At 65.0% G+C, this 26630-nt stretch carries 25 protein-coding genes; 9 read left to right on the top strand and 16 right to left on the bottom strand.

Annotated features, from left to right (window positions below; all coding sequences use genetic code 11):
• Positions 1-78 precede the first annotated feature (78 nt).
• A complete protein-coding gene (locus tag EAV90_RS20020) occupies positions 79-699 on the bottom strand; it encodes a class I SAM-dependent methyltransferase (RefSeq protein WP_129144447.1) in 621 nt (206 codons plus the stop codon).
• 38 nt (positions 700-737) lie between these two features.
• The gene (gene phaR, locus EAV90_RS20025; RefSeq protein WP_122400524.1) at positions 738-1328 is read right to left on the bottom strand and encodes a polyhydroxyalkanoate synthesis repressor PhaR; all 591 of its coding nucleotides are present in this window, start codon (positions 1326-1328) and stop codon (positions 738-740) included.
• 312 nt (positions 1329-1640) lie between these two features.
• On the opposite strand from phaR, the gene EAV90_RS20030 reads away from it, so the two are divergent.
• The 3 genes from EAV90_RS20030 to yddG all read left to right on the top strand — a co-directional run bounded on the left by EAV90_RS20030 (position 1641) and on the right by yddG (position 4842).
• Entirely contained in the window at positions 1641-2819 is a 1179-nt protein-coding gene (locus EAV90_RS20030; protein ID WP_122400525.1) for an acetyl-CoA C-acetyltransferase, read from the top strand.
• A 241-nt stretch (positions 2820-3060) separates the two neighbouring features.
• Complete coding sequence (gene phbB, locus EAV90_RS20035; RefSeq protein ID WP_122400526.1) at positions 3061-3786, top strand: acetoacetyl-CoA reductase; 726 nt, start codon at positions 3061-3063, stop codon at positions 3784-3786.
• Positions 3787-3972: 186 nt separating this feature from the next.
• Positions 3973-4842 carry an aromatic amino acid exporter YddG gene (gene yddG / locus EAV90_RS20040; RefSeq protein ID WP_129144448.1) on the top strand — a complete coding sequence of 290 codons (870 nt, stop codon included), beginning with the start codon at positions 3973-3975 and terminating at the stop codon, positions 4840-4842.
• A 6-nt stretch (positions 4843-4848) separates the two neighbouring features.
• Here the strand turns inward: yddG and EAV90_RS20045 are convergent, their stop codons facing one another.
• Both EAV90_RS20045 and gloB read right to left on the bottom strand, forming a co-directional pair.
• Positions 4849-5271, bottom strand: coding sequence for a cupin domain-containing protein (locus tag EAV90_RS20045; protein WP_027577422.1), 423 nt, complete (start codon positions 5269-5271; stop codon positions 4849-4851).
• Positions 5272-5294: 23 nt separating this feature from the next.
• A complete protein-coding gene (gene gloB, locus EAV90_RS20050; RefSeq protein ID WP_129144449.1) occupies positions 5295-6062 on the bottom strand; it encodes a hydroxyacylglutathione hydrolase in 768 nt (255 codons plus the stop codon).
• A gap of 108 nt (positions 6063-6170) precedes the next feature.
• Here gloB and EAV90_RS20055 point away from each other — a divergent pair, with 108 nt between their 5' ends.
• Entirely contained in the window at positions 6171-6917 is a 747-nt protein-coding gene (locus EAV90_RS20055) for a class I SAM-dependent methyltransferase (protein WP_122400528.1), read from the top strand.
• Between the two features lie 137 nt (positions 6918-7054).
• Here EAV90_RS20055 and EAV90_RS20060 read toward each other — a convergent pair whose 3' ends face one another.
• The 5 genes from EAV90_RS20060 to EAV90_RS20080 all read right to left on the bottom strand — a co-directional run bounded on the left by EAV90_RS20060 (position 7055) and on the right by EAV90_RS20080 (position 14211).
• Positions 7055-7819 (bottom strand): DUF4167 domain-containing protein, encoded by a 765-nt coding sequence (locus tag EAV90_RS20060; protein WP_122400529.1) that lies wholly within the window; start codon positions 7817-7819, stop codon positions 7055-7057.
• Positions 7820-8281: 462 nt separating this feature from the next.
• Complete coding sequence (gene prmC / locus EAV90_RS20065; RefSeq protein WP_122400530.1) at positions 8282-9163, bottom strand: peptide chain release factor N(5)-glutamine methyltransferase; 882 nt, start codon at positions 9161-9163, stop codon at positions 8282-8284.
• 3 nt (positions 9164-9166) lie between these two features.
• Positions 9167-10252 (bottom strand): peptide chain release factor 1, encoded by a 1086-nt coding sequence (prfA, locus tag EAV90_RS20070; RefSeq protein WP_122400531.1) that lies wholly within the window; start codon positions 10250-10252, stop codon positions 9167-9169.
• A gap of 57 nt (positions 10253-10309) precedes the next feature.
• Positions 10310-12577, bottom strand: coding sequence for a phosphoenolpyruvate--protein phosphotransferase (ptsP, locus tag EAV90_RS20075; protein WP_122400532.1), 2268 nt, complete (start codon positions 12575-12577; stop codon positions 10310-10312).
• A 377-nt stretch (positions 12578-12954) separates the two neighbouring features.
• Positions 12955-14211 carry an aspartate kinase gene (locus EAV90_RS20080; protein WP_122400533.1) on the bottom strand — a complete coding sequence of 419 codons (1257 nt, stop codon included), beginning with the start codon at positions 14209-14211 and terminating at the stop codon, positions 12955-12957.
• Between the two features lie 151 nt (positions 14212-14362).
• On the opposite strand from EAV90_RS20080, the gene EAV90_RS20085 reads away from it, so the two are divergent.
• The 3 genes from EAV90_RS20085 to EAV90_RS20095 all read left to right on the top strand — a co-directional run bounded on the left by EAV90_RS20085 (position 14363) and on the right by EAV90_RS20095 (position 16689).
• Positions 14363-14830, top strand: a complete 468-nt coding sequence (locus EAV90_RS20085; protein ID WP_122400534.1) for a PH domain-containing protein — start codon at positions 14363-14365, stop codon at positions 14828-14830.
• Between the two features lie 14 nt (positions 14831-14844).
• Entirely contained in the window at positions 14845-15612 is a 768-nt protein-coding gene (ubiG, locus tag EAV90_RS20090) for a bifunctional 2-polyprenyl-6-hydroxyphenol methylase/3-demethylubiquinol 3-O-methyltransferase UbiG (protein ID WP_162500077.1), read from the top strand.
• A gap of 177 nt (positions 15613-15789) precedes the next feature.
• On the top strand, positions 15790-16689 hold the full coding sequence (locus EAV90_RS20095) for an EamA family transporter (RefSeq protein WP_122400535.1): 900 nt from the start codon (positions 15790-15792) through the stop codon (positions 16687-16689).
• A gap of 208 nt (positions 16690-16897) precedes the next feature.
• Here the strand turns inward: EAV90_RS20095 and EAV90_RS20100 are convergent, their stop codons facing one another.
• The 4 genes from EAV90_RS20100 to EAV90_RS20115 are packed head-to-tail and all read right to left on the bottom strand — an operon-like array spanning position 16898 to position 19366.
• Complete coding sequence (locus tag EAV90_RS20100; RefSeq protein WP_129144450.1) at positions 16898-17374, bottom strand: DUF1178 family protein; 477 nt, start codon at positions 17372-17374, stop codon at positions 16898-16900.
• Positions 17371-18249, bottom strand: coding sequence for a carbon-nitrogen hydrolase family protein (locus tag EAV90_RS20105; protein ID WP_129144451.1), 879 nt, complete (start codon positions 18247-18249; stop codon positions 17371-17373). Before EAV90_RS20105 ends, EAV90_RS20100 begins: the two co-directional genes overlap by 4 nt.
• On the bottom strand, positions 18246-18521 hold the full coding sequence (gene grxC, locus EAV90_RS20110; RefSeq protein WP_122400538.1) for a glutaredoxin 3: 276 nt from the start codon (positions 18519-18521) through the stop codon (positions 18246-18248). Before grxC ends, EAV90_RS20105 begins: the two co-directional genes overlap by 4 nt.
• Positions 18522-18568: 47 nt before the next feature.
• Positions 18569-19366 (bottom strand): ComF family protein, encoded by a 798-nt coding sequence (locus EAV90_RS20115; protein WP_129144452.1) that lies wholly within the window; start codon positions 19364-19366, stop codon positions 18569-18571.
• Positions 19367-19567: 201 nt separating this feature from the next.
• On the opposite strand from EAV90_RS20115, the gene EAV90_RS20120 reads away from it, so the two are divergent.
• Positions 19568-20437, top strand: a complete 870-nt coding sequence (locus EAV90_RS20120; RefSeq protein WP_162500536.1) for a methyltransferase domain-containing protein — start codon at positions 19568-19570, stop codon at positions 20435-20437.
• 61 nt (positions 20438-20498) lie between these two features.
• On the opposite strand, the gene EAV90_RS20125 is transcribed toward EAV90_RS20120, so the two are convergent.
• From EAV90_RS20125 to EAV90_RS20135, 3 genes are all read right to left on the bottom strand, one after another.
• Positions 20499-20909, bottom strand: coding sequence for a (deoxy)nucleoside triphosphate pyrophosphohydrolase (locus tag EAV90_RS20125; protein WP_129144453.1), 411 nt, complete (start codon positions 20907-20909; stop codon positions 20499-20501).
• Positions 20910-21153: 244 nt separating this feature from the next.
• Entirely contained in the window at positions 21154-22395 is a 1242-nt protein-coding gene (gene argJ, locus EAV90_RS20130) for a bifunctional glutamate N-acetyltransferase/amino-acid acetyltransferase ArgJ (protein WP_122400542.1), read from the bottom strand.
• A 103-nt stretch (positions 22396-22498) separates the two neighbouring features.
• A complete protein-coding gene (locus EAV90_RS20135; protein ID WP_122400543.1) occupies positions 22499-23407 on the bottom strand; it encodes a peptidylprolyl isomerase in 909 nt (302 codons plus the stop codon).
• A 354-nt stretch (positions 23408-23761) separates the two neighbouring features.
• Between EAV90_RS20135 and secA the strand changes: the two genes are divergently transcribed.
• Positions 23762-26605, top strand: coding sequence for a preprotein translocase subunit SecA (gene secA / locus EAV90_RS20140; RefSeq protein ID WP_122400544.1), 2844 nt, complete (start codon positions 23762-23764; stop codon positions 26603-26605).
• Positions 26606-26630 lie beyond the last annotated feature (25 nt).

Raw genomic sequence — 26630 nt, forward strand, 5'->3', positions numbered from 1 at the left:
CCTGGATTTTACCGCGGCGGCAGTCTGGATTTGCTTCGCTGCGCTCGCAATGACGAGTTTGCGGATCGTGCGGCGCCCTCACGAGCCGCGCCTGCGAAACCGGCTGAACTGAAACGCCTGCGTCGAATCCCACGGCGTGTGATGCGTCTCGCGCCGCGTCTCGACCAGCTCGAACTCCGGCCCAAGCTCCGCTGCAAGGCTGGCACTGTCGTGGCGCTGCACCGGCAGGCCGCTGCATTTCTCAGGACCATCAGGTGCAAACGTCGCAATGATGACGTGACCGCCAGGCGCAATTGCCGACCGCAGGCGCTCGACGTAAGCGGCCCTGTCGCGGAGATCGGTCAGGAAGTGAAACGCGGCGCGATCGTGCCAGACGTCGTAGGTCTTCGCCGTTTGCCACGTCGTGGCATCGGCGACGATCCAGTCGACCATCGAAGCGGCTCCGCCCAATCGCTTCTTCGCCGCGTCAAGCGCTTTGGCAGAAAGGTCCAGCACGGTGACGTCGCGATATCCGTCCTGCAACAGCGCATCGACCAACCGTGATGCTCCGCCGCCGACATCGATGATGGCTGCGTCATGGTTGGGGCCGGCAGCGCGGATCATCTCGAGCGAGATCGCCGGGCTGTCCTGAAACCAGCTGACCTCGGCCTCGCCCTTGGTGGCGTAGACGTGGTCCCAATGGGTGCTTCGCTCAGACATAGCTCGCGCTTCCGTGCGCGGGCGGCGCGAATAAAAGACTACTCGTCCTTCTTCGACATCCGCTCGAGACGATCCTGCATTTCCTTCATCTGCTGGCGCAGCTCGTCGATATTGCTGTCCTTCGGTGCCTCGGCATTCGCATCGGGCTCCGGCTCGGGAGTGGCGGCCGGACGGGGCGCTGCGAACGGCTTGAACATCGAGAAGGTCTGCTGGAACAGCTCCATGTTGCGGCGGACTTGCTCCTCCAGCGGAGCAAAAGGAGTGCCGGACAGCGTGTTGGCAATCTGCTTGCGGAACTTCTCTTGCTCCTGGGTCAGAGTCGCGATCGACTGCTCCAGATATTTCGGCACCACCATCTGCATGCTGTCGCCATAGAAGCGGATCAGCTGGCGGAGGAAGGTGGTCGGCAGCAGGTTCTGGCCGGCCTTGTTCTCCTGCTCGAAAATGATCTGGGCGAGCACAGAGCGGGTGATGTCGTCGCCGGTCTTGGCGTCATAGACCAGGAAATCCTCTCCGTCCTTGACCATGGCGGCGAGGTCTTCCAGCGTTACATAGGTACTCGTTCCGGTGTTATAGAGCCGGCGGTTCGCGTATTTCTTGATTGTGGTGGGTTGGTCTGATTTCGCCATGGGCTCTCACTTGCAAGCGCGGAGAACGGGAACCTGTCGGGCAATGCCGCAGGGCGGGAAGAGTACGCAACGCAACAAAATAAGCATTTTCAAAGGGCTCACGCTACCGTTTTGTGCGGCACGGTTAATTGCAGGGCAAAATCTTGCTTGCGAAAGCGCCAAGAACGCTGTTTTGAATGCGCTGCGGTATGAATTCGGTGCCCGGCCGATTGACATGCCTCAACGACGTTAACAGGATGGCTGACAGACTGGCGATTGCTTTTCCAGCCCGCCTGCCCCCTTTACAAGAACCTCAAGCCCCAGGAGATGCCCATGTCAGACGATGTCGTCATCGTCAGCGCCGCCCGCACCCCGGTCGGAAGCTTCAACGGAGCCTTCGCGACCCTTCCCGCCCACGATCTCGGCGCCGTCGCCATCAAGGCCGCGCTGGAGCGCGCGGGCATCGAGCCCGGCCGGGTCTCCGAAGTCATCATGGGTCAGATCCTGACCGCCGCCCAGGGCCAGAACCCCGCCCGCCAGGCTTCGATCGCCGCCGGAATTCCGGTGGAGAGCCCGGCCTGGGGCGTCAACCAGCTTTGCGGCTCGGGCCTGCGCACGGTCGCGCTCGGCTACCAGGCGCTGCTCAACGGCGATTCCGAGATCGTGGTCGCCGGCGGTCAGGAGTCCATGAGCATGGCCCCGCACGCCCAGCACCTGCGCGGCGGCGTCAAGATGGGCGGTCTCGAATTGGTCGACACCATGATCAAGGACGGCCTGTGGGATGCCTTCAACGGCTATCACATGGGCAACACCGCCGAGAACGTCGCGCGCCAATGGCAGATCACCCGCGCCCAGCAGGACGAGTTCGCGGTCGCCTCGCAGCAGAAGGCTGAGGCCGCGCAGAAGGCCGGCAAGTTCAACGACGAGATCGTTCCCGTCACCATCAAGACCCGCAAGGGCGACGTCGTCGTCAGCGCCGACGAATATCCGCGCCACGGCGCCACGCTGGAGGCGATGGCGAAGCTCAAGCCGGCTTTCGAGAAGGACGGCACGGTCACCGCGGGCTCGGCCTCCGGCATCAATGACGGCGCTGCCGCCGTGGTGCTGATGACGGCCAAGCAGGCGGCCAAGGAAGGCAAGAAGCCGCTCGCGCGCATCGTGTCGTGGGCGCAGGCCGGCGTCGATCCGAAGATCATGGGCTCGGGCCCGATCCCGGCCTCGCGCGCCGCGCTGAAGAAGGCCGGCTGGAATGTCGGCGATCTCGACCTGGTCGAGGCCAACGAGGCCTTTGCGGCACAGGCCTGCGCCGTCAACAAGGACCTCGGCTGGGATACCTCGAAGGTCAACGTCAACGGCGGCGCGATCGCGATCGGCCATCCGGTCGGCGCGTCCGGCGCGCGCGTGCTGGTGACGCTGCTGCACGAAATGCAGAAGCGCGATTCGAAGAAGGGCCTGGCCACGCTGTGCATCGGCGGCGGCATGGGCATCGCCATGTGTGTGGCGCGCGACTGACGACGACCCGACACGCAGCTGACGCGTGCGCCGCACACGTCAGCGCGTGCGTTGCACGCGACTAAAAAGGCAGCGGTTGCAAATCAAATATTCTTCGCAACCACGCAAGCCTCGACTAAAGAGAAACGCCCGGCTCGCGCCGGGCGTTTTGTTCTTGATGTCCGTCAAACGTCCCGCATAATCCGCTGTTAAAAACGATCACGTCAGAAACGTCTGAAGAGTCCAAGGGAAGGAATACGACATGGCACGTGTTGCACTGGTGACGGGTGGTACGCGAGGCATCGGAGCGGCGATCAGCAAGGCGCTGAAGGCGGCCGGCTACAAGGTCGCGGCAAGCTATGCCGGGAACGATGCGGCGGCGGAGAAATTCAAGGCCGAGACCGGCATCGCCGTCTACAAATGGGACGTCAGCAGTTTCGACGCCTGCGCCGAGGGCGTGAAGAAGGTCGAGGCCGATCTCGGGCCGATCGAGGTGCTCGTCAACAATGCCGGCATCACCCGCGACACCGCCTTCCACAAGATGACGCTCGAGCAGTGGAACGCGGTCATCAACACCAATCTCGGCTCGCTGTTCAACATGACGCGCCAGGTCATCGAGGGCATGCGCGCGCGCAAGTTCGGCCGCATCATCTCGATCTCGTCGATCAACGGCCAGAAGGGGCAGTTCGGCCAGGTCAACTATTCCGCCGCGAAAGCCGGTGACATCGGCTTCACCAAGGCGCTCGCGCTCGAGAACGCCAAGGGCGGCATCACCGTCAATGCGATCTGCCCCGGCTACATCAACACCGAAATGGTGCAGGCGGTGCCGAAGGACGTGCTGGAGAAGAGCGTGATCCCGCAGATCCCGGCCAGCCGGCTCGGCGAGCCCGAGGAGATTGCGCGCGCGGTCGTGTTCCTCGCGGCCGACGAGTCCGGCTTCATCACCGGCTCGACGCTGACGGTCAACGGCGGTCAGTACATGGTGTGATGCCATCGCATCACGTGGGCTGATATTCGCAACATCGTCATGCCCGGGCTTGTCCCGGGCATCATGCCCTGTCATTCGGGGGCGCCGCGACAGCGGCGAACTATGGTGCGCAATTGCGCACCTGAGAATCTCGAGATTCCGGGTCTGGCGCTATGCGCCATCCCGGAATGACAAGGGCTCCCTCGAATGACTCCCCGCACTGCCACGCTGATCGGATTGACCGCGATCCTGATGTGGTCGCTGCTCTCAGTGATGACGGTGGCGACCGGAAAGATCCCGGCGTTTCAGCTCGCTGCGATGACCTTCGCGATCGGCGGTGTCGTCGGCCTGCTCACCTGGATCGGGCGGAGCGAGGCGGCGAAAAGCCTTAAGCAGCCGCTCGTGGTCTGGGTCGTCGGCGTCGGTGGCCTGTTCGGCTATCACGCGCTGTATTTTCTCGCGCTGCGCTTCGCCCCGCCGGCCGAAGCCGGCCTTCTGAATTATCTGTGGCCGCTATTGATCGTGCTGTTCTCGTCATTCCTGCCCGGTGAGCGGCTGGCCGCGCATCACATCATCGGCGCCGTGCTCGGCCTCGTCGGCACCGTGCTGCTGTTCGCCGGCAACACCTCCGGCTTCGCGCCGGGCGCGGTGCCGGGATTGATCGCGGCCTTCATCGCCGCTTTCGTCTGGGCAAGCTATTCGGTGCTATCCCGTCGATTGAAGGCGGTGCCGACCGATGCCGTCGCGGGCTTCTGTCTTGCCACGGCCATACTGGCCGCGCTGATGCATGGCCTGCTTGAAACCACGGTCTGGCCGGAGACCACGGTGCAATGGCTCTCGGTCATCGCACTCGGCATCGGCCCCGTCGGTGCCGCGTTCTACGCCTGGGACATCGGCATGAAGCGCGGCGACATCCGCGTGCTCGGCGCCGCCTCCTACGCGACGCCGCTGCTCTCGACGGGATTCCTCATCGCTGCCGGTTTTGCCAAGGCCAGCACCAACATCGCGATTGCTGCGATCCTGATTGCCGGCGGCGGCCTGATCGCGGCGAAGGACATGGTGCTGCGGAAGAGGTGAAAATCACTACGGTTCCCAGCCCGCCGGCGCGAGCTCGAAGCCTGCGAACTCGAACGCGGGCGCCACGGTGCAGCCGACCAGCGTCCACTCGCCCGTGGTTTCCGCCATCTGCCAGGCATTCGCCGGCACGATGGCCTGCGGCCGCTCGCCGCTGACGAGGTCGGTGCCGAGCCGTACCTCGTGCTGCGAGCAGCCGTCATGGGCGATGCGCAGCATCAAGGGACTGCCGGCGTAATAGTGCCAGGTCTCGACCGCATCGACGCGATGCCAGTGCGAACGCTCGCCGCGCGCGAGCAGGAAGTAGATCAGGGTCGAGCGCGAACGCCCGTTGGCGTCCGTGGCTTGATCGCGAAACGTTTCGCGGTAATGCCCGCCTTCGGGATGCGGCCGGAGTTCGAGGCGCGCGATGATCTCGGCTGCGGTCGGCATCGATGCCCGCCAGGATTTGTTCTTCAGGACTTGTTCTTGCGCTCGCGGAGTTCGCCGAACACTGCGGCGGGATCCGCGCCCTTCATGTGCAGCTTGGCCGCGACCGCCGGCTCGTCGGCGCGCAGGAACACGTTTGCGCGCTTCTCGTCACCCAGCAGCGAGGGAATGGTCGGCTTGTTCTCGGCCCGGAGCTTCGTCACCTCCGCGGCGCGCGCCTGCAGCGCCGCATTGTCCGGCTCGATGGTGAGAGCGAACTTGACGTTGGACGCCGTGTATTCGTGGCCGCAATAGAGCTTGAAGTCGTCGGGCAGGGCGCGCAGCTTCAGGAGCGAATCCCACATCATCGGATAGGTGCCCTCGAAGACGCGGCCGCATCCGATCGAGAACAGCGTATCGGCGGCGAACACCGCCTTCTCATTGTCGAACACGTATGAGATATGATCGAGCGTGTGGCCGGGCGTCTCCACGACACGCGCCAGCAAATTGCCGATCTTGATCACGTCGGCGTTGGCGACGCGCAGGTCGACATTCGCAATCTTCGTCGTCTTGTCGTGCGGTGCGACGACGCGGCAATTGTATTTCTGCTTGAGTTCGGCAACCCCCCCGACATGATCGCCATGATGATGGGTGATCAGGATGTCGGTCAGCTGCCAGCCCTCGCGCTCCAGGGCCTCGAGGATGGGACCGGCCTCCGGCGCGTCGATCGATGCCGTCGCTTTGGTTTCCACATCGTGGATCAGATAACCGAAATTGTCGTTTAAACAGGTGAAAGTACGAATTTCGGCGGCCATGTCATCTCCATCGCGCCCAGCCCCGGCAGACAAATATGGCGTTAACGTTGCGCAGGCAATGCAATATTCCGCGCGCAGCGGCGCCCTCGCGCATGTTACATTGCCGTCATGACCATCGACGTCGTCGACCTCCGCGAGTTCTACTCCCGCCGCCTCGGGATCGTGGCGCGGCAAATGATCAATCGCGGCATCAGGGAACGCTGGCCCAACGCCGCGGGCCAGCGCGTGCTCGGCATCGGCTATCCGACGCCCTATCTGGGGTTGTTCCGCGAGGACGCCGAGCGGTGCATCGCCTTCATGCCGGCGGCCCAGGGCGTCCTGAAATGGCCGACGGGCCGGCCGGCGCTGGCCTCGTTGGTGGATGAGTTCTCGCTGCCGCTTCCTGACGCTGCCGTCGACCGCATCCTGCTGGTCCACGCGCTGGAGATGTCGGACGATCCGGCTGCGCTGCTGCGCGAGGTGTGGCGGGTGCTGGCGCCCTCGGGGCGCGTCATCGCCGTGATCCCGAACCGGCGGGGGGTTTGGACCCGCACCGACAGCACGCCGTTCGGCCACGGCCGGCCCTATTCGCGCTCGCAGATCACCGAGCTCTTGCGCCAGACCTGGTTCACGCCGACCGCCTGGGGCGAGGCACTGTTCATGCCGCCTTATGCTGGCGGCTGGGTGTTGAAATCGGCGCAGATGTGGGAGCGTGCCGGTGCGGCGTTGTCGCTGCCCTTTGCCGGCGTCCATATCGTGGAGGCGACCAAGCAGGTCTACCGCGCGATCCCCGCCAAGCGCGAGCGCGTACGGCTCATTCCCTCGCTCGCGAAGCCGGTGCTGGTGCCGTCCTCGACGACGGTGACGCGGAGTTAGCTTCACCTCTCCTTACGGGCCTGACGGGACGGGTGATCCGTGCCCGTGCGTTCCCATAAATTCAACCAACGCACATCGTCACAAACAAATCGTCCCGGCGAGGCCGGGACGATCCAGATCAGAAAATCAGAAGGAGCTTACTCGCCCGGGGCGACCTCGTCGCTGGACGCGGCGGGAGCCGCTTCGCGCTCGGGACGCGGCCCATGCGGCCGGCGCCGCCGGCGCGGATAGCGCTCGCCGCCACCGCCGCCCTCGAAGCCGCCCTGGCCGCCGTTCACCTGCGGCTGCGCGCCGGTGATGAAGGACGGCAGGCGGTCGACACCGCCGGCATCGGCTATGACGGGCTGCGGCTGGTTCGCGGGCTGCGGCTGCGGCTGATATTGCGGCTGCGGACGATGGTCGCGTTCGCGGTGCTCGCGCGGCTGCTGGTTGTCACGCTGGTAGGGCTGCTGGTTGTCTCGCGGCTGGTGATCACGCTGGTGGTGATCGCGCTGCCCATCGCGGTCGCGCATGAAGGGCTGCTGCTGGGGCTGCGGGACGAAACCCGGCTCCTGGCCGAAGGCCGAGAAATTCTCGCCGTCGTCCTCGCCGTCGTCGCTGCTGCTGATGGGCTCATCGCCGCGCGGTTGCTGGTTCTGGCGGAACTGCTCCTGGGCCGCCGCGATCAGGCGGAAATAATGCTCGGCGTGCTGGTAGTAGTTCTCGGCTGCAACGGGGTCGCCGGAAGAGCGCGCGTCACGCGCAAGCTGGAGATACTTTTCGGCGATGTGCGAAGCGGTGCCGCGAATCTTGATGTCGGGTCCGTTGGATTCGTAGACCCGGGTCATCGGGTTCTGGCCGCGTCGGTTGTTGTTATTGTTGTTGCGGTTGCGCATCCGCTGCTTGTTTTGACCGTTTCTCATGTCCTGCCTTTAATTCCAGCCCTAAAGATTGCACGCATACTGATTGCTAGGAGTGACCTGGTGCCAGCGGCTCACACCTCTCGCGCGCACCGCGCGCAAAAGCGGATCGAACCCTGCCGATGTTCGTCGACCGTCGCGTTCAACAAAGACGCGTTCCCCACTCGCCAGCATTCATTGCCAGCGAACCCATTCATTTCGCTTGCCGAAACAAGCCCAGCTTTCTTGCGTCAGTCTTCAAGCGCAATATCTGGCTTTCGTTCACGTTGCGGTCGGAGAGCAGCGCAGCTCCACTGGCCATCGCGCTCAACAGGACCTGCGGCTTGGAACCTTTAAATCAGTAAAGCTCTCGCCCGAGAGCCCGGCTTTCGCCCGTAGGTCTACGGGGCCGGCACCGATGTGTTGAACGGAACGTAGTCGTTCCCAGGCGATATTCCAAGAGGTTTTTGCAGCCCAAACCGGCTTTTATGGGGGCATTTTTCGGGCCGAAACCGCCCGTGGAATGCCTGCCAAGTCGGCCTTGGGTGGCCTGTCCAGCGATAACGCGGCGCCCCTCATCAAGGTTTCAATATTTTGGGCCTGGCCCTGTCCGGCCTCGACGATCAGCGCCCCGCCGGGGGCGAGGCGCTCGGCCGCCTGCGGGATCAGGGCGCGGTAGGCGTCATATCCGTCATTGCCGCCGTCGAGCGCCAGATGCGGATCATGCTCGCGCACCTCGATGCTCAATTTCGGAATCTCGCCCGAGGGAATATAGGGCGGGTTCGAGACGATGAGATCGAACGGGCCGCGGAGCGCCGCCGCATAGGAGCAGGCGACGAAGGCGGCGCGGTCGGCGAGGCCGAGCGCCGCGGCATTGTTCCTGGCCGTTTTGAGCGCGTTCAGGCTGAGGTCGGTGCCGACGCCGAAAGCATCCGGAATTTCGTGCAGCAGCGCGAGCAGGATCGCGCCCGATCCGGTGCCGATGTCCGCGATGCGGGGCGGATGGGACGCCTGCCGCTCGCGAAAGATTTCGAGCGCAAGCTCGACCACGGTTTCGGTGTCGGGCCGCGGAACCAGGGTTGCTTCCGACAGGCGGAAGGGCAGGCCCCAGAATTCGCGTGTCCCGAGAATGCGCGCCACAGGCTCGCCAGCGATGCGGCGCTGCGCATGCTGCGCCAGCCGCGATGCTTCGGCTGCGGTGAGAGGACGGGCCGCCTGCGTGGCCAGGCCGGTGAGGTCGAGGCCGAGCGCCGCACTGATCAGGGTGCGGGCGTCGAGCTCGGCTTCGTCGAGCTGTGCCGATTTCAGCTGCGCAGCCAGCGTACGCCGGGCGCGCTCGATGGATTGTCCGGCGAAAGGGTTGCTCACGCTTCAGGCCGCCGCGCCCTGCGCAGCGAGCTGTGCGGCCTGGTGCTCTGTCGTCAATGCGTCGATCAATTCGCCCAGCGCTTCACCCGCGATCACCTGCGGCAGCTTGTAGAGCGTCAGGTTGATGCGATGGTCGGTGACGCGCCCTTGCGGGAAATTATAGGTGCGGATGCGCTCGGAGCGGTCGCCGGAGCCCACCTTCTCCTTGCGCTCGGCCGAGCGTGCGGCGTCGACACGCTGGCGCTCGGCGTCGTAGATGCGTGAGCGCAGGATGTTCATGGCCGAGGCGCGGTTCTTGTGCTGCGAGCGGCTGTCCTGCATCATCACCACGATGCCGGTCGGGATGTGGGTGATGCGGATCGCCGATTCGGTCTTGTTGACGTGCTGACCGCCCGCGCCTTGCGCGCGCATGGTCTCGATCCGCAGATCCTCGTTCTTGATGTCGACGTCGACGTCTTCGACCTCCGGCAGCACGGCCACGGTCGCTGCCGAGGTGTGGATGCGCCCCTGCGTCTCGGTGTCGGGCACGCGCTGCACGCGGTGCACGCCGGATTCGAATTTCAGCTTCGAGAACGCGCCGCGGCCCTGCACCTCCGCGATGATTTCCTTGTAGCCGCCGACCGTGCCTTCGCTCGCCGAGATCACCTCCACCTTCCAGCCCTGCAAGGCCGCGAAGCGCTCGTACATCCGGAACAGGTCGCCGGCGAACAGCGAGGCCTCGTCGCCGCCGGTGCCGGCGCGGATTTCCAGCACCACGTTGCGGTCGTCCATGGCGTCCTTGGGCAAGAGCGCGACGCGGATCTTCTGGACCAGTTCCTCGATTCTGGGCGTCAGCTCGTCGCGCTCGGCTTCCGCCATGCTCCGCATCTCGGCATCGGTGGCGGGATCGGCGATCAGCGCCTCGGCGTCGGCGAGCTCCTTGACCGCGGAACGATAGGCTTTCACCGCCTCGACCAGCGGCGTGATCTCGGCGAGCTCGCGCGTGATCTGCACATATCGCTCGGAGGTGAGCTGCCCGAGCGATTCGGCCTCGAGCGAGGCGTGATGCGCGAGCAGGACGTCCAGTTTTGCTTCGGGGAGTGACGACATCGGTTCGGTCTCAAAGGGCGGAAGAAGGCGAGGCGGCAGGGAGCAGCGGCAGGTCCGCTACAACGCAAGGCCCTCGGCCTCCGCAAATTCCGTCAGCTTCTGCCGGATCGAGACGCTGCCCGCCGGCGCATCCAGCAGAGGGTTGAGTATGGCTTCGGCCTTCTTGGCGTCGAGGTCGAGCACCATCGCCTTGACCGGGCCGAGCGCAGTCGCCGAAAGCGACAGCGAGCGGTAGCCCAGCGCGATCAGCGCCAGCGCGCCGATCGGCTTGGACGCCATCTCGCCGCAGAGCGACAGCGACTTCTGCGCCGCGTGCGCCTTGCGTGCGATGTCGCGCAGCGCGCGCAGGATCGGCGCCGACATGGTGTCGAAGCGTTCGGACACCTTGGCATTGCCGCGGTCGACCGCGAACAGGAACTGGAACAGGTCGTTGGAACCGACCGAGATGAAATCGACCTTCTTCAGGAGCTCGTCGAGCTGATAGAGCAGAGCCGGCACCTCGACCATGGTGCCGATATCGATTCTTTCAGGCAGCGTGTGGCCGTGCTGGCGCAAGTAAGTGAGCTCGCGCTCGACCAGCGCCTTGGCTGCGTCGAATTCGGCGACCTCCGAGATCATCGGGAACATGATGCGCAGCGCGCGGCCGCCGCCGGCGCGCAGCAGCGCGCGGATCTGGCCGCGCAACAGGCCGGGGCGATCGAGCCCGAGCCGGATCGCGCGCCAGCCGAGCGCGGGATTTTCTTCGATCACCGCTTCCATATAGGGCAGCGCCTTGTCGCCGCCGATATCGAGGGTGCGGAACGTGACCGGCTTGCTGCCGGCGGCATCCAGAACGGTGCGATAGAGCGCGAGCTGGTCGCTGGTGCGCGGCAGGCTCTGGCCGACCATGAATTGCAGCTCGGTGCGGAACAGGCCGATGCCGGCGCTGCCGGTGTCCTCGATATGCGGCAGGTCGATGGCCAACCCTGCGTTGATCATCAGCTCGACCTTCTGGCCGTCCTTGGTGACGCAGGGCCGGTCGCGCAGCGCCAGATACTGTGCCTGGCGGCGGGCCCGGAAGCGCACGCGCTCGGCGAAGGCGGCCTCGATCTCCTGCGACGGGCGCACATAGATCGTGCCGGAGGTGCCGTCGACGATGATGGGGTCGCCGGGATCGGCGATGCCGGGGGCGTTCGGGACTTCGCCGACGGCGGGAATGCCGAGCGCACGTGCCACGATCGAGACGTGGGAATTGGCGGTGCCTTCCTCCAGCACGATGCCGCGCAGGCGCTTGCGGTCGTAATCGAGCAGCGCCGCCGGGCCCATGGCGCGGGCGATGACGATGGCGTTGTCGGGCAGTTGCTCGCGTGAAGGCGCATGATCCTGGCCGACGAGCTGTCGCATCAGGCGGTAGCCGAGATCCTCGAGATCGTGCAGGCGGTCGCGCAGATAGGGATCGGTCGAGCGCAGCATGCGCGCGCGGGTGTCGGACTGCACACGCTCGACGGCGGCCTCCGCCGTGAGGCCGGTGGCGACCGCCTCGTGCAGCTTGTGCGACCAGCCCTGGTCGTTGGCGAACATGCGGTAGGCTTCCAGCACGTCGCGATGCTCGCCGCCGTCGGCGACGTCGCCGCGCTCCAGCATGCGGTCGAGATCGGCGCGCAGCTTGGCCAGTGCGCTGTCGAGCCGCTTGATCTCCTTCGGCAGGTCCTCGGCGATGTAGTCCTTGATGACGACGCGCGGCTCGTGCAGCACGACGTGGCCGAGCGCGATGCCTTCCGAGAGGATGGCGCCGACCTTCTGCGCGGAATGGCGTGCGGCCGGCTCCAGGCCGGGCTTGGCGAGCGCCGACAGCTCGCCCGAGGCGATCAGCTCCGCCAGCACCATGGCGGTGGTTTGCAGCGCCTCGAGTTCCTCCTCGACATAGTTGCGCTTGGCGCGATTCTGCACCACCAGCACGCCGAGCGTGTTGCCGGCGCGCAGGATCGGCACGCCGAGGAAGGAGTGATAAATTTCTTCGCCGGTTTCGGGGCGGAACGAGAAGGCCGGGTGGCTCTGCGCATCGCTGAGGTTGAGCGGCGTCGCCTCGCTGGCGACGAGGCCGACGAGGCCCTCATGGGCGCTGAGCACGGTGTGGTGCACCGCCTCGCGGTTGAGGCCTTCAGTGGCGTAGAGCTCGAGCGTGTTGTCGACGCGCAGCACGTAGACCGAACACACCTCGGCCACCATGTTGGCGGCGATCAGCACCACGATCTTGTCCAGCCGCTCCTGGGCCGAGACCTGCTCCGCCATGGTTTCGCGGAGCCGTCTCAACAAGACGCGGGGACCTCCCGACGCGCTCCGCATGAACCGTCAATCTCCTCCGTCTGCCGGACCCGGCGATATCGGCCGGCGGCTGGCCCAAAATTCCAGAAAAACAACCAAATTGTTTGTCCGGCGCAGGCACAAGCCCAAAAATCTACTCGAGATTTGGCACTTGTACCGAATCAGCGCCGCCTGAACTGGGACACAGTCTGCGGCAGCCCACCCTGTCCGCCGTATAGCGAATTGAGGCTTGTTTTGCCAAGCAAAACGCCTGCCAAACGCGAAGGTGTGTACACCCCAGCGTTTGCTGCGACCGCTAAGAGAAAATTAGCCCAGGCATGGTCCGGAAAAGTGCGGAGCGGTTTTCCGGAAAGACCATGCTCAAAACGACGATCTGAAGCGCGACGACGGGTCGTGCTTTAGGCCTGGTCGAGGCCGTAGAGCGTGTGCAGGGTGCGCACCGCAAGCTCGGTATAGGCGGTGTCGATCAAGACCGAGAATTTGATCTCGGAGGTTGTAATGGCCCGGATGTTGATGTTCCGCCCCGCAAGGGCCGAGAACGCCTGGGCGGCGACGCCGGCATGGCTGCGCATGCCGCTGCCGATCACCGAGATCTTGGCGACGTCGGTGGCGGTATCGAGCCGTGCATAGCCGATCTTGGCCTTGGCCGCGGTAATCGTCTCCTTGGCGCGGGTGTAGTCGGCCGCCGGCACCGTGAAGGTGAGGTCGGTGGTCTTGCCGTCCTCGGAAACATTTTGCACGATCATGTCGACGTTGATGTTGGCCTCCGCCAGGGGGCCGAAGATCGAGGCCGCAACGCCAGGCTTGTCCTCGATGTGGCGCACCGAGATCTGGGCCTCGTCCTTCGAAAAGGCGATGCCGGTGACGACGTGGCTTTCCATGATCTCCTCCTCGCTGCAGATCAGCGTGCCGGGCGGCTGGTTGGCATGCGGGTCGATATCCTCGGGCTTGTCGAAGCTCGAGCGGACGAAGATCGGCATGTTGTGGACCATGCCGAGTTCCACGGAGCGGACCTGGAGCACTTTGGCGCCCTGCGAGGCCAGTTCCAGCATGTCTTCGAACGCGATCTTGTCGAGCCTCTTGGCCTTCGGCACGATTCGCGGGTCGGTGGTGTAGACCCCGTCGACGTCGGTGTAGATGTCGCAACGGTCCGCCTTGACGGCGGCGGCGATCGCCACGGCCGAGGTGTCGGAGCCGCCGCGGCCGAGCGTGGTGATGCGACCCGTCTCGGGGGTGATGCCCTGGAAGCCGGCGATGACCGCGACCTCCTTGCGCTCCTTGAAACGCTTGATGATCTCGCTGCCGTCGATGTCCTCGATCCGGGCCGAGGCATGGGCGTCGCTGGTCTTGATCGGGATCTGCCAGCCCTGCCAGGAGCGGGCCTGGATGCCCATGCCCTGGAGCACGATGGCAAGAAGGCCGGACGTCACCTGTTCGCCCGAGGCGACCACGGCGTCGTATTCGCGCGCATCGTGCATCGGCGAGGCCTCTGTGCACCAGGCCACCAGCTCGTTGGTCTTGCCAGCCATCGCCGAGACGACCACGGCCACTTCATGGCCGGCATCGACCTCACGCTTCACATGGCGTGCGACGTTGCGGATACGTTCGATGTTGGCGACGGACGTGCCGCCGAATTTCATCACGAGGCGGCTCATGACGACGCGTGCATTCCTTCATAAGGATCAGTATGGTGACCCGCACCGGACATGCCTCACGGGCACCGACCGCGCGTATACAGAGCGGCGGGGCCCGGGGCAAGCGGGTTCCTGCGGGGGCAGGGTGCGGGGGAGTGGGTTAACCGAGATCATGGCGCGCTATATCGACGAGATCCTGCAACCGGGCGAGCGGGTGCTGTATTCGACCAATGCGCACTGGATCTTCTACTTTCCGGCCATCGTGGCCTGGATCGTGGCGCTGGTTTTGTTCATCCTGTCGCGGCAGGCCACCGCCGAGGGGCTGGTTTTGCTTTGCCTCGTTGCCTCCGGTCTCGTGGCTCTGGCGGCCCTCTACTGGACCATCAAGGGCTGGTTCCATCGCTTCACCACCGAGACCGACGTCACCAACCTCAGGGTCGTGCACAAGACCGGCTTCATCAGGCGCCGAACCTTCGAGATGGCGCTCGACAAGGTCGAGAGCGTCGACGTCGACCAGACCATTCTTGGACGTATTCTCAACTACGGCGACGTGACGATTCGCGGCGTCGGCGAGGGGATCGAGACGATCAAGACGATCGCCTCGCCGCTCGCTTTCCGTAGTTCGATCACCACGCGGTAGGACCGCGCGTAACCATGAGCATGCAGCAAAATACTTCCCTCTCCGCCCAGCCGGGCTCGACCGTCGACGCCGCCGAGATCGCGAAATTCTCAAAACTTTCGGCGGAGTGGTGGGACCCCAAGGGCAAGATGGCGCCGCTGCACCGGATCAACCCGCTGCGGCTCGGCTATATCCGCGACGCCGCCTGCCGCAAGTTCGAGCGCAACGTCCGCAGCCTCAATTGCCTCGGGTCCTTGCGCGTGCTCGACATCGGCTGCGGCGCCGGCCTGCTCTGCGAACCGCTGTCGCGCCTGGGGGCTCAGGTCATCGGCATCGACCCTTCGGCGAGCAACATCGCGGCGGCGAAGCTGCACGCCGACAAGAGCCATCTTGCGATCGACTATCGCTGCACCACGGTGGAGGAGATCGACCCGCGCGAGCGCTTCGACATCGTGCTGGCGATGGAGGTGGTCGAGCACGTCACCGACGTCGGCATCTTCCTGAAGCGCTGCGCCTCAATGCTGAAGCCGAACGGCCTGATGGTCGTCTCGACGCTGAACCGCAACTGGAAGAGCTTCGCCCTTGCCATCGTCGGCGCCGAATACGTGCTGCGCTGGCTGCCGCGCGGCACCCACGAATGGAACAAGTTCGTCACGCCGGACGAGCTGACCAAATATCTGCTCGACAACCGCCTCGTCATCACCGAGCAGACCGGCGTCGTCTACTCACCGTTCGCCGATAAATGGAGCCTCTCGTCCGACATGGACGTGAACTATATGGTGGTCGCGGAAGCGATGGTGTGAGGCAAGGCGCGATCTGTTTCTCCACAGTCGCTGTCGTCCCAGCGAACGCACTGCGTTCGCTGGGACGACACCGAATTTGTTGCGAGAGCATCGCACCCATGACACCCATGCGGTTGACCAGTGAGTCTGTTCCCGTCACGGTAATCGCTCTGTTTGTCTAACCTTTCCACCCCCCCGATGCTCACCATCGCCAGCCTCTGGATTCCCTTCACGATCATTGCTGCGCTGGGCCAAGTCGCGCGCAATGCGATGCAGCGGTCGCTGACGAAGCCGCTGGGGACCTGGGGGGCGACCAATATCCGCTTCCTGTTCGGCTTCCCGTTCTCGCTGCTGTTCCTCGGCGTGGTGCTGGTCGCGACCGGCGATCATATCGGCATGCCGCCGGCCGTGTTCTGGCCTTGGCTGCTGCTCGGGGCGCTCAGCCAGATCGTTGCGACCGGCCTGATGCTGCTCGCGATGAACGACCGCTCCTTCGTCGTGACCACGGCTTACCTCAAGACCGAAGCGATCCAGACCGCGATCTTCGGCTTCGTCTTCCTCGGCGATCATCTGACCTGGCTCAAGGTGCTGGCGATCGTGATCGCGACCGTCGGTGTCGTCATCACCGCGCTGCGGCCCGGCGGAGAGAAGAGCTTTGCGGAGTTGAAGCCGACCATCACCGGCCTCGTTGCGGCCGCGGCCTTCGCGCTCTCCGCGGTCGGTTTTCGCGGCGCCATCATCACCGTGCCGAACGTGTCGTTCGTGACGGCGTCGTCGTTCACGCTGGTGCTCGGCCTGTTCGTGCAGACGCTGGTGCTGACGATCTATCTGCTCTGGCGCGCGCCGGACGTGTTGCGCGGCATCCTCGGCATGTGGAGGCCGTCGATGCTGGCGGGCTTCACGGGCGCCTTCGCCTCGCAGTTCTGGTTCCTGGCGTTCGCGCTGACGGCCGCCGCCAACGTCCGCACGCTCGCCTTGATCGAGGTGCTGTTCGCGCAAGGCGTGGCCTACTATTCGTTCAAGCAGCCGATCGCGCCGCGCGAGCTTGCAGGCATCGCGCTGATCGTGGTCGGCGTGGCGGTGCTGGTGGGCGTCTAAAGCGCGATGCGATTTGGATGAATCGTCATCGCGCTTTAGCTTGTTGTTTACGCATGATCTTTCCGGAAAACCGCTTCGCACTTTTCCGGATCATGCTTTAACTGGCTGTCATTCCGGGGCGCCCGAAGGGCGAACCCGGAATCTCGAGGAACTCAGGTGCGCAGCTGCGCACCTGAGTTCGCGCTTTGCGCGCCCCGGAACGACGGTGCTAATTTCGGTCTTCCGGCAGCGTCGGCAGCGGCGAGACCTCGATGCCTTCGTCGATCAGCGACTTCGCCTCGTCCGGCGAGGCCTCGCCGTAGATCGGACGGTGCTCCTTGTCGCCATAGTGCATGGCGCGAGCTTCGTTGGCGAAACGGTCGCCGACATTGTCGGCGTTCTTGACGATGTGATCGCGCAGTTCCTTGAGCTTGGCGCGCAGCTCGCGCTCCTGTGCCATCAGCAGCGAGGTCGGTCCGGACGGTGTAGTGTCGGGTGTGGCCGCAGCCACGGCTTCCGGCGGAGGCGTGGCGCGACCCTTCTTGCCGACGATGCGCGGCGCCATGATCGCCTTGCCGACCTTGGCCGAGCCGCAGATCGGGCAGGTCACGAGCTTTCGCTTCACCTGCGAATCATAGGCCGACGAGCTCTGAAACCAGCTCTCGAAGTCGTGGCCGCGGTCGCAGCGAAGCGCGTAGCGGATCATGCCGAGCCCCGCACGAGGTGCAAATGGTCAGGCCCCGCCTTGGGATCGGAGACGCCGAAGCGGCGGCCGTGCTGGAGCGATGGAATGGCGCGGCGCGCCGTCTCGACCTTGGCCGGGTCGATCTTGGCCATGATAATGCCGGGCTCGACGTCGCCCTCGGCGAGGATCTCGCCCCAGGGATCGATGATCAGCGAGTGGCCATAAGTCTCGCGCTTGTTCTCGTGCAGCCCGGCCTGCGCCGCGGCAAAGATGAAGCAGCCGGTCTCGATCGCACGCGCGCGCAGCAGCACGTGCCAATGCGCTTCGCCGGTCTTGCGGGTGAAGGCCGACGGCACCGTGATGAAATAGGCGCCGCTCTCGGCGAGAGCGCGATAGAGTGCCGGGAAGCGCAGATCGTAGCAGATCGTCAGCCCGATGCGGCCCCAGGGCAGATCCGAGATCACGGCGGTCTCGCCCGGCTGGTAGTTGGCGGATTCGCGATAGCTCTCCCCGTCCGGCAGCTCGATGTCGAACATGTGGATCTTGTCATAGCTCGCGAGCACATTGCCCTCGGGCCCGATCAGGAAGGAGCGGTTGACCGCCTTCTCCGGCGAGAAGCGCAGCGCCAGCGAGCCGACATGAAGGTGGATCTTCAGCTCCGCCGCGAGCGCTCGGTACGCCTTCAGCGAAGTGTCGTCCTCTTCGCTCTGCAGGTGCTCGAACAATGCCTTGCGGTTCAGCTGCATCATGTTGCTGACTTCGGGCGTCTGCACGTAGTCGGCGCCATTGGCCGCAGCCTGCCGGATCAGCCTGGTCGCCTGTTCCAGGCTCGGCCCGGGCAGCAGGCCGGTGCGCATTTGCACCATGGCGGCGGTGAAGGTGCGATTCTCGCTCATATGGCGGCCTTGATGCTCTCGAGCATGCCGTCGAGCTTGCCTTCGCGATCGAGCGCATAGAGGTCGTCACAGCCGCCGACATGGGTGCCGCCGATCCAGATCTGCGGGAAAGTCGAACCTTGCCCGGCGCGGCCGTACATTTCCTGGCGCCAGGACGGGTTCTTGGCGACGTCGAACTCGGTGAAGGTCGCCTTCTTGCGGGTCAGCAGCGATTTGGCGGCGGAACAATAGCCGCAGCCCGGCCTCGTATAGATCTCGACAGCAGCAGTCATCTCGTCAGGCGCTCTCATGTCATGAATTCATTGAATTATATGGGACTTCACCTGACCTCCACAACCCGGGCAAACACCAGCACGTCGACCTGGGCTGCCTTGGCGCGGAGCAGGGCGCGCGCGCAGGCATCCAATGTCGCACCCGAGGTCAGGACATCGTCGATCAGGACGATGCGGCGGCCCTGGATCTCGGCTTGACGCTCGGCAGATACCTGGAATGCGCCCTGCACATTGGTGGCGCGCTGGGCCCGCGACAGGCCGATCTGCTGCTCGGTCGCACGCACCCGCCGCAGCACATCGCCCCGCACCCTGATCCCGCTCTGCCGTTCGATGATGCGCGCCAGCGCTCCGGACTGGTTGTAGCGGCGGCGCCAGGCGCGCCGCCAATGCAGGGGCACCGGCACCAGCATGTCGGCGCCCGCCAGCAGCTCGCCGCCGGCGCGCGCCATCCAGCGGCCCATGGCCGGCGCCAGATCGGTGCGGTCCTGATACTTCAGCGCATGGACCAGCGTGCGCGCGACGTCGTCATAGCGCACCGCCGCGCGGGCGCGCTGGTAGGCCGGCGGGCTCGCAATCGCCTCCATCGACAGCATGTCGGGACCGGGATCATAGACGAAGGGGATGCCGAGCCGCGGACAAAAGGGCCGTTCGATGAACGACAGCCGCGCCCAGCACGAAGCGCAAACACCCTCGCCCTCCACCGGCTCGCGGCAGGACACGCACAGTGTCGGCAGCGCGATGTCGAGCGCGAGCCGTGCTGCGCGCGACAGCACGCGGCCGCCGGCGGACCAGGCGGCACGCAGCGGTGCGGGAATGGAACGGGCAGGGGCGGCGTCGGCTTCCATGAGGAGAGGCTAGCGTTGCACCATAGATTGCTCAAGCCGTCGTCTCGTCCCCGGACGCAGCGCAGCGCTCCTTCAGCGCTGCGCTGCCGAGCCGGGACCCATCTCACCGCGATCTGGCGCGCATTCCCTGGGTCCGGCTCTGCGCGGCAGCACCAATGAGCACGGCGCGTCCGGATCACGAGAGTGATTGCCATGGCCGGCATGATCGGCGTAACCAGCGGCATGGCCCAGAACCGACAAACCCCGCCCGCTTTGTTCGATCGTGCCTTGCTGCACGCACGGCAGCGGCGTGCGCAGGCACAAGGTGCCGTGAGCTTCCTGCTCGATCGCGTCGCCGAGGACATGTCAGACCGGTTGGCCGCAGTGATGCGCGAGTTTCACGCTCCGGCTGATCTGTGGACGCCCGGCGAAGGTCTCAAAGTCCTACACGCGCGGCTTCCAGCGATGGCGCGGATCGCGATTGATGCGGCCGGCGCGGAAAAACTGCCTTTCGCACCCGAAAGCCTCGACCTCGTCGTCTCCGCCTTGGCGCTGCAATTCGTCAACGATCTGCCGGGCGTGCTTGCGCAGGTCCGGCGCGCGCTGAAGCCGGACGGGCTGCTGCTCGCCGCGATGATCGGCGGTGACAGCCTGACCGAGCTGCGCCAGGCCTTTGCCGCGGCGGAAGCCGAATGCGAGGGCGGTGTGTCGCCGCGCGTGGCGCCGTTCGCTGACCTTCGTGACATCGGCGCGCTGCTGCAGCGGGCCGGCTTTGCATTGCCGGTGACCGACGTCGACCGTGTCGTGGTGCGCTATGGCAATGCGTTCGCCCTGATGCAGGATCTCCGCCGCATGGGCGCGGCCAATGTGCTGATCCTGCGGCGGCGCACGCCGAGCCGGCGCGCGACGCTGTTGCGGATGGCCGAAATCTATGCCGAGCGCTTTGCCGATGCCGATGGCCGCATCCGTGCGACGTTCGACATCATCTGGCTGTCCGGTTGGGCCCCGCATGCGAGCCAGCAGCAGCCACTGAAGCCGGGGTCGGCCAAGGCGAGCCTGGCGGAGGCGGTGAAGAAGGCGGGGAAAGAGTGACGCGTGTTCCGGCCCCGCCGCAGCGTTCCTACGCTGCTGCGCGTCCGGGGCACGGCCCACCTCACATCAGCAAATCAATCAAATGCGGGATCAGCGGCATGTCCGCGGGCGGCATGGGATAGTCGCGCAGCTTGTTGGCGCGGACCCAGGCGAGGTTCTGGCCCTCTCGCGGCGTGACCAGGCCTTCCCAGCGCCGGCAGATGTAGAGCGGCATCAGGAGATGAAAGATTTCGTAGCCATAGCTGGCGAAGGTCAACGGCGCTAGGCACGGCTCGGCGACCGTGATGCCGAGCTCCTCATGGAGCTCCCGGATCAGGCTCTGCTCCGGCCGCTCGCCGGGCTCTAACTTGCCGCCGGGAAATTCCCAGAGGCCGGCCAGCGCCTTGCCCTCGGGGCGCTGCGCGATCAGAATGCGCTTGTCGGCGTCGACCAGTGCACAGGCCACCACCAGTGTCAATTTGAGATCGGCCATGCGTGTCTGTCGCTCGCTGAAGTTCGTCCGCAACGGTTTGTGTATTTCGAGGTGAGCCCGACGCAAGGGATTTCGGATGCCATGAACGCACTCTTCAAGAAGGCGGTGGCGGATGCGCGGATTTCGGGGTGACGCCAGTGGCGTCATTCCGGGGCGATGCGCCGGCATCGACCCGGAATCTCGGGCATAAACTTCTGGATTCCGGGTTCTCGCCTCGCCAGCCCCGGAATGACGGCCGGGGAGCCTACGACCTGTAGTCCCCATTGATCGCGACGTATTCCTTGGTGAGATCGCAGGTCATGACGCGGTCGCGGCCCTTGCCGAGGCCGAGCGAGACCAGAATCGCGATCTCCGGCGCCTTCATCGCTTCCGAGACCTGCGTTTCGTCATAGCCTGGATCGCGCGCGCCGTTCTTGGCGACGCGGATGCCGTTGAACGAGATCGAGAGCTTGTCGCGATCAGCCGGCTCGCCGGCCTTGCCGACCGCCATCACCACGCGGCCCCAATTGGCGTCTTCGCCGGCGATGGCGGTCTTCACCAGCGGCGAGTTGGCGATCGACATCGCGATCTTGCGCGCCGAAGCCTTGGTCTTGGCGCCCTCGACCGTGATCTCGACCAGCTTGCGCGCGCCTTCGCCGTCGCGGGCCACCTGCTCGGCGAGGTTGGCGAGCACCTGGTTGAACGCCTTGACGAACGCCTTCAGGCGCGGGTCGCTGGCACGGCTGATCTTTGGCGCCCCCTGCTCGGCAGCGGCACCTGTCGCAAAGGCCAGCAGCGTGTCGGAGGTCGAGGTGTCGCCATCGATTGTCACGGCGTTGAAGGTGTCCTCGACGCCGCTCTTGAGCAGGGCCTGGAGCGCGGCGGGCGCGATCGGCGCGTCGGTGAAGATGAAGGACAGCATCGTCGCCATGTCGGGGGCGATCATGCCGGCGCCTTTGGCCATGCCGTTGATGGTGACCTTGGCCTTGCCGAGCTTGACGGTGGCGGTCGCGACCTTCGGGAAGGTGTCGGTGGTCATGATCGCCTTGGCCGCGGCCAGGTAGTTACCGGGCTCTGCAGCCTCGGCGAGGCGGCCGAGCACGCCGTCGAACTTGGTCGCGTCCAGCGGCTCGCCGATGACGCCGGTCGAGGCCAGGAAGATCTCGCTTTCGCTGCACCCGACCGCCTTGGCCGCGATCTTCGCGGTCAGCGCGGTGGAGGCGCGGCCGGTCTTGCCGGTGAAGGCATTGGCATTGCCGGAATTGACCACGAGTGCGCGCGCCTTGCCGCCCTTGAGCTTGGCGCGGCACCATTCGACCGGTGCCGACGGGCATTTCGATTTGGTGAAGACGCCGGCCACCGCAGTGCCCTTGTCCATCACCGCCAGCAGCACGTCCGTGCGGTTCTTGTAGCGGATGCCGGCCTCGGCCGTCGCAAGGCGGACGCCTGCGATCACGGGCATGTCGGGAACGTGTTTCGGGGCGAGGGGAGAGACGGAGGAGGACATCGCAGGCGCCTTGGTGGGATCTGGACAAGCAGATGCCCGGCGCGGGGGCCGGGCATCACGAAGGCTTAGATACTCTTCACATCAGCGAAGTGACAGCGAATTCTTACTTCTTCGCCGGGGGAGCCATCTTGCTGTCGGAAGGCTTGGCGTCCTTGGAGGCATCCGCCGCCGGCTGGTCCAGCCGCTCGACCTTGGCTTCGGTGCGCAGCTTGGCGACGTAATCGGCCTGAGCCTTGCGGGTGACGTAGTTCTCGATCTGGGACTTGACCTGCTCGAAGTCCGGCGCCTTGCGGTTGCGCTTTTCCTCGACCTTGATGATGTGCCAGCCGAACTGCGACTTGACGGGATCGGAGATCTTGCCCGGCTCGAGCGCAAAAGCGACGGCCGAGAACTCCGGCACCATCTGCTCCTTGGTGAAGAAGCCGAGATCGCCGCCATCGGCGGAGCCCGGGTCCTTGGACTTCTTCTTGGCGAGCTCGGCGAAATCGGCGCCCTTGTCGAGCTCGGCCTTCACGGCCTTGGCCTCGTCCTCGGTCTCGACCAGGATGTGGCGGGCGCGCACCTCCTGCTCGCCGGTGATCTGCTTGGAGGCCTCTTCATAGACCTTCTTCATGGCGTCCGGCGTGGTCGCGGCCTTGCCTTCGTTGGCGAGCAGGCTGTCCATCAGAAGCCGGTTGCGGGCGAACGCCAGGCGCTTTTTGAACTCCTCGCTGTCGGCGAGCTTCTTGTCTTCGGCAGCCTTGCTGACGATCTTCATGTCGATCAGGAAGGACAGGACGTTCTCGTCCTTGGTCGCCGGGTCCATCTGCGCGAGGCTCGGCCCGAGTTCCTCCTCGGCCATGGTGACGTCGCTCTTCTTGATTTCAGTGCCATTGACCTTCGCCAGCACCGGATCATCGGCGGCCCGGAGCGGGCCCGCGAACGCCAGGGACAGCGCCAGAGCGAGGCTGCCAGCCAAGGCGGAGGCATGGCGGAAACGCTGGCCGGTGGTTACCGGGAACGAGGTGGTCATGGAAAATCCTTATGTTGAAGCAGGGGCCTGCTCGAAGCGGGGCGGACACTCGCCCAATTCAGGGGGGCTTGGCAACGCGAAAAGTCTGTCAAAATGATGAATTAGCCGCAATGCGCCCGCCGTTGACAAGGCCCTGACCGGGCCATATCTCTGCCCGGTCGCGACCATGGCGATGGCGTTTATTTTGCTGCGTTTTTGGCCGTTGAACCCAGACTTGCCCAATTCCCACCCATATGGCGGATGACCCCCGCAGTCCGGGCTCTGACGCCGCGAAGCGTCACGGTGAGTTGATAGGCAGACGGGTGACAACTTCTTGGCTGCAACGCGGTTAAATCGCGAACACAGGAACTAAGCATGATCGGCGCGCTCGCCCGCAAGTTTTTCGGCTCCGCCAATGACCGGCGGGTGAAGGGATATCAGTCCCGCGTCAACGCGATCAACGCGCTCGAGCCTGAGCTTTCAAAGCTCTCCGACGAGGCGCTCAAGGCCCGCACCGCGGAATTCAGGCAGCAGCTCGCAAACGGCAAGACGCTGGACGACCTCCTCGTCCCCGCCTTCGCCACCGTGCGCGAGGCCGCCAAGCGCACGCTCGGCCAGCGCCATTTCGACGTCCAGCTGATCGGCGGCATGGTGCTGCATGAGGGCGACATCTCCGAGATGAAGACCGGCGAAGGCAAGACGCTGGTGGCAACGCTTGCAGTCTACCTCAACGCGCTCGCCGGCAAGGGCGTCCACGTCGTCACCGTCAACGACTACCTCGCCCGCCGCGACTCCGGCTGGATGGGCCAGATCTACGGCTTCCTCGGCATGACCACCGGTGTGATCGTGCACGGGCTCGACGATGCCGAGCGCAAGGCGGCCTACGCCTGCGACATCACCTACGGCACCAACAACGAATACGGCTTCGATTATCTGCGCGACAACATGAAGTACCGGCTCGAGGACATGGTCCAGCGGCCGCACTACTACGCGATCGTCGACGAGGTCGACTCCATCCTGATCGACGAAGCGCGCACGCCGCTGATCATCTCCGGTCCGCTCGACGACCGCTCCGACTTCTACAACACCATCGACACCTTCATGCCGAAGCTGGAGAAGGTGACCGACTACGAGGTCGACGAGAAGCAGCGCACGGTGACCTTGACCGAAGGCGGCATGGAGAAGCTGGAGACGCTGCTTCGCGACGCCGGCCAGCTCAAGGGCGAATCGCTCTACGACGTCGAGAACGTCTCGGTCGTGCATCACGTCAACCAGGCGCTGCGCGCCCACACGCTGTTCACCCGCGACAAGGACTACATCGTCCGCGACGGCGAGGTCGTCATCATCGACGAGTTCACCGGACGCATGATGCCGGGCCGGCGCTATTCGGAAGGCCTGCACCAGGCGCTGGAGGCCAAGGAGCACGTCGCGGTTCAGCCCGAAAACCAGACGCTCGCCTCGATCACCTTCCAGAACTACTTCCGTATGTACGAGAAGCTGGCGGGCATGACCGGCACGGCGGCGACCGAAGCCGACGAATTGTTCGACATCTACAAGCTCGAGGTCGTGGAGATCCCGACCAACCTGCCGGTCGCGCGTCTCGACGAAGACGACGAGGTCTACCGCACGCAGAAGGAAAAATACCAGGCCATCCTCGCCGAGATCGAGCGTGCCAATGCGCGGCTGCAGCCGGTGCTGGTCGGCACGGCCTCGATCGAGAAGTCGGAAGTGCTTGCCGAATTCCTCAAGAAGAACGGCTACAAGCAGATCGATTTCGGCAAGGAGGGCGCGCTGGACAAGCTCTATGCCGCGGCCCGCGCCGGCAAGCCGGCCAAGCTGTTCGCGGTGCTGAACGCGCGGTTCCACGAGCAGGAAGCCTATATCGTCGCCGAAGCCGGCGTGCCCGGCGCGATCACGATCGCCACCAACATGGCCGGCCGCGGCACCGACATCAAGCTCGGTGGCTCGCTGGAGATGCGCATCCAGCAGGAGACCGCAGGCATTACCGACGAGGCCGAGAAGGCCAGGAAGATCGAGCAGATCAAGGCCGACATCGAGCACTTCCGCGACATCGTGCTGAAGGCCGAGGAGACCGTCGAGGTCGAGCCGGCGAAGGGGAGCAAGTCCGCCAAGACCGTGAAGAAGCCCGGCGGCCTCTACATCATCGGCTCCGAGCGTCACGAATCCCGCCGCATCGACAACCAGCTGCGCGGCCGTTCCGGCCGTCAGGGCGACCCCGGCCGCTCGAAATTCTTCCTGTCGCTGGAAGACGACCTGATGCGCATCTTCGGCTCGGATCGCCTCGACAGCATGCTGCAGCGTCTCGGCCTGCAAGAGGGCGAGGCCATCATCCATCCCTGGATCAACAAGGCGCTGGAGAAGGCGCAGCAGAAGGTCGAGGCGCGCAACTTCGACATCCGCAAGAATCTCCTCAAGTTCGACAACGTCCAGAACGACCAGCGCAAGGTGATCTTCGATCAGCGCGTCGAGCTGATGAAGGACGAGAGCGTCGCCGAGACCATCGCCGACATGCGCCATGCCTTCATCGACGATCTCGTCGCCAAGCACGTGCCCGAGCATGCCTATGCCGAGCAGTGGGACGTCGCCGGGCTCAAGGACGAACTGAAGCGCGTGCTCGATCTCGACCTGCCGGTCGACGAATGGGCCAGGGAAGAGGGCATCGCCGACGAGGAGCTGCTCACGCGCATCGAGACCAAGGCCGACGAGCACATGGCGGCCAAGGTCGCGCAATGGGGCCCCGACGTGATGCGTTACGTCGAGAAGACCATCCTGTTGCAGACGCTCGATCATCTCTGGCGCGAGCACCTGATCATGCTCGATCATCTGCGCCAGGTCATCGGCCTGCGCGGCTACGGCCAGCGCGATCCCTTGCAGGAATACAAGACCGAAGCCTTCAACCTCTTCCAGGAGATGAGCGCTCATTTGCGCGAGGCCGTCACGGCGCAGCTGATGCGCGTCGAGATCGTCCCGCCGGAGCAGGAAGCCCCGGTGCTGCCTGCAATGGAAGCGCACAAGTTCGACCCGAGCACCGGCGAGGACGAGATGGCGCTCGCCAGCGTCACGCTGGCCCCGCAGCACACCGACGCCGCGCTGCGCGACCCCAAGAACCCCGCCAGCTGGGGCAAGGTCGGCCGCAACGAGGATTGCCCGTGCGGCTCGGGCAAGAAGTACAAGCACTGCCACGGGCGGTATGCGTGAGGTTTGAGTGAGGCGGGCCACCGCC

The organism is Bradyrhizobium vignae (assembly GCF_004114425.1).
Classification (GTDB): Bacteria; Pseudomonadota; Alphaproteobacteria; order Rhizobiales; family Xanthobacteraceae; genus Bradyrhizobium; species Bradyrhizobium vignae.

What these genes read in the sequence shown, in the direction of transcription:
- EAV90_RS20020 (WP_129144447.1), bottom strand. Translation starts at nt 699, where the DNA reads ATGTCTGAGCGAAGCACCCATTGGGACCACGTCTACGCCACCAAGGGC.
- phaR (WP_122400524.1), bottom strand. Translation starts at nt 1,328, where the DNA reads ATGGCGAAATCAGACCAACCCACCACAATCAAGAAATACGCGAACCGC.
- EAV90_RS20030 (WP_122400525.1), top strand. Translation starts at nt 1,641, where the DNA reads ATGTCAGACGATGTCGTCATCGTCAGCGCCGCCCGCACCCCGGTCGGA.
- phbB (WP_122400526.1), top strand. Translation starts at nt 3,061, where the DNA reads ATGGCACGTGTTGCACTGGTGACGGGTGGTACGCGAGGCATCGGAGCG.
- yddG (WP_129144448.1), top strand. Translation starts at nt 3,973, where the DNA reads ATGACTCCCCGCACTGCCACGCTGATCGGATTGACCGCGATCCTGATG.
- EAV90_RS20045 (WP_027577422.1), bottom strand. Translation starts at nt 5,271, where the DNA reads ATGCCGACCGCAGCCGAGATCATCGCGCGCCTCGAACTCCGGCCGCAT.
- gloB (WP_129144449.1), bottom strand. Translation starts at nt 6,062, where the DNA reads ATGGCCGCCGAAATTCGTACTTTCACCTGTTTAAACGACAATTTCGGT.
- EAV90_RS20055 (WP_122400528.1), top strand. Translation starts at nt 6,171, where the DNA reads ATGACCATCGACGTCGTCGACCTCCGCGAGTTCTACTCCCGCCGCCTC.
- EAV90_RS20060 (WP_122400529.1), bottom strand. Translation starts at nt 7,819, where the DNA reads ATGAGAAACGGTCAAAACAAGCAGCGGATGCGCAACCGCAACAACAAT.
- prfA (WP_122400531.1), bottom strand. Translation starts at nt 10,252, where the DNA reads ATGTCGTCACTCCCCGAAGCAAAACTGGACGTCCTGCTCGCGCATCAC.
- ptsP (WP_122400532.1), bottom strand. Translation starts at nt 12,577, where the DNA reads ATGCGGAGCGCGTCGGGAGGTCCCCGCGTCTTGTTGAGACGGCTCCGC.
- EAV90_RS20080 (WP_122400533.1), bottom strand. Translation starts at nt 14,211, where the DNA reads ATGAGCCGCCTCGTGATGAAATTCGGCGGCACGTCCGTCGCCAACATC.
- EAV90_RS20085 (WP_122400534.1), top strand. Translation starts at nt 14,363, where the DNA reads ATGGCGCGCTATATCGACGAGATCCTGCAACCGGGCGAGCGGGTGCTG.
- ubiG (WP_162500077.1), top strand. Translation starts at nt 14,845, where the DNA reads ATGAGCATGCAGCAAAATACTTCCCTCTCCGCCCAGCCGGGCTCGACC.
- EAV90_RS20095 (WP_122400535.1), top strand. Translation starts at nt 15,790, where the DNA reads ATGCTCACCATCGCCAGCCTCTGGATTCCCTTCACGATCATTGCTGCG.
- EAV90_RS20100 (WP_129144450.1), bottom strand. Translation starts at nt 17,374, where the DNA reads ATGATCCGCTACGCGCTTCGCTGCGACCGCGGCCACGACTTCGAGAGC.
- EAV90_RS20105 (WP_129144451.1), bottom strand. Translation starts at nt 18,249, where the DNA reads ATGAGCGAGAATCGCACCTTCACCGCCGCCATGGTGCAAATGCGCACC.
- grxC (WP_122400538.1), bottom strand. Translation starts at nt 18,521, where the DNA reads ATGACTGCTGCTGTCGAGATCTATACGAGGCCGGGCTGCGGCTATTGT.
- EAV90_RS20115 (WP_129144452.1), bottom strand. Translation starts at nt 19,366, where the DNA reads ATGGAAGCCGACGCCGCCCCTGCCCGTTCCATTCCCGCACCGCTGCGT.
- EAV90_RS20120 (WP_162500536.1), top strand. Translation starts at nt 19,568, where the DNA reads ATGATCGGCGTAACCAGCGGCATGGCCCAGAACCGACAAACCCCGCCC.
- EAV90_RS20125 (WP_129144453.1), bottom strand. Translation starts at nt 20,909, where the DNA reads ATGGCCGATCTCAAATTGACACTGGTGGTGGCCTGTGCACTGGTCGAC.
- argJ (WP_122400542.1), bottom strand. Translation starts at nt 22,395, where the DNA reads ATGTCCTCCTCCGTCTCTCCCCTCGCCCCGAAACACGTTCCCGACATG.
- EAV90_RS20135 (WP_122400543.1), bottom strand. Translation starts at nt 23,407, where the DNA reads ATGACCACCTCGTTCCCGGTAACCACCGGCCAGCGTTTCCGCCATGCC.
- secA (WP_122400544.1), top strand. Translation starts at nt 23,762, where the DNA reads ATGATCGGCGCGCTCGCCCGCAAGTTTTTCGGCTCCGCCAATGACCGG.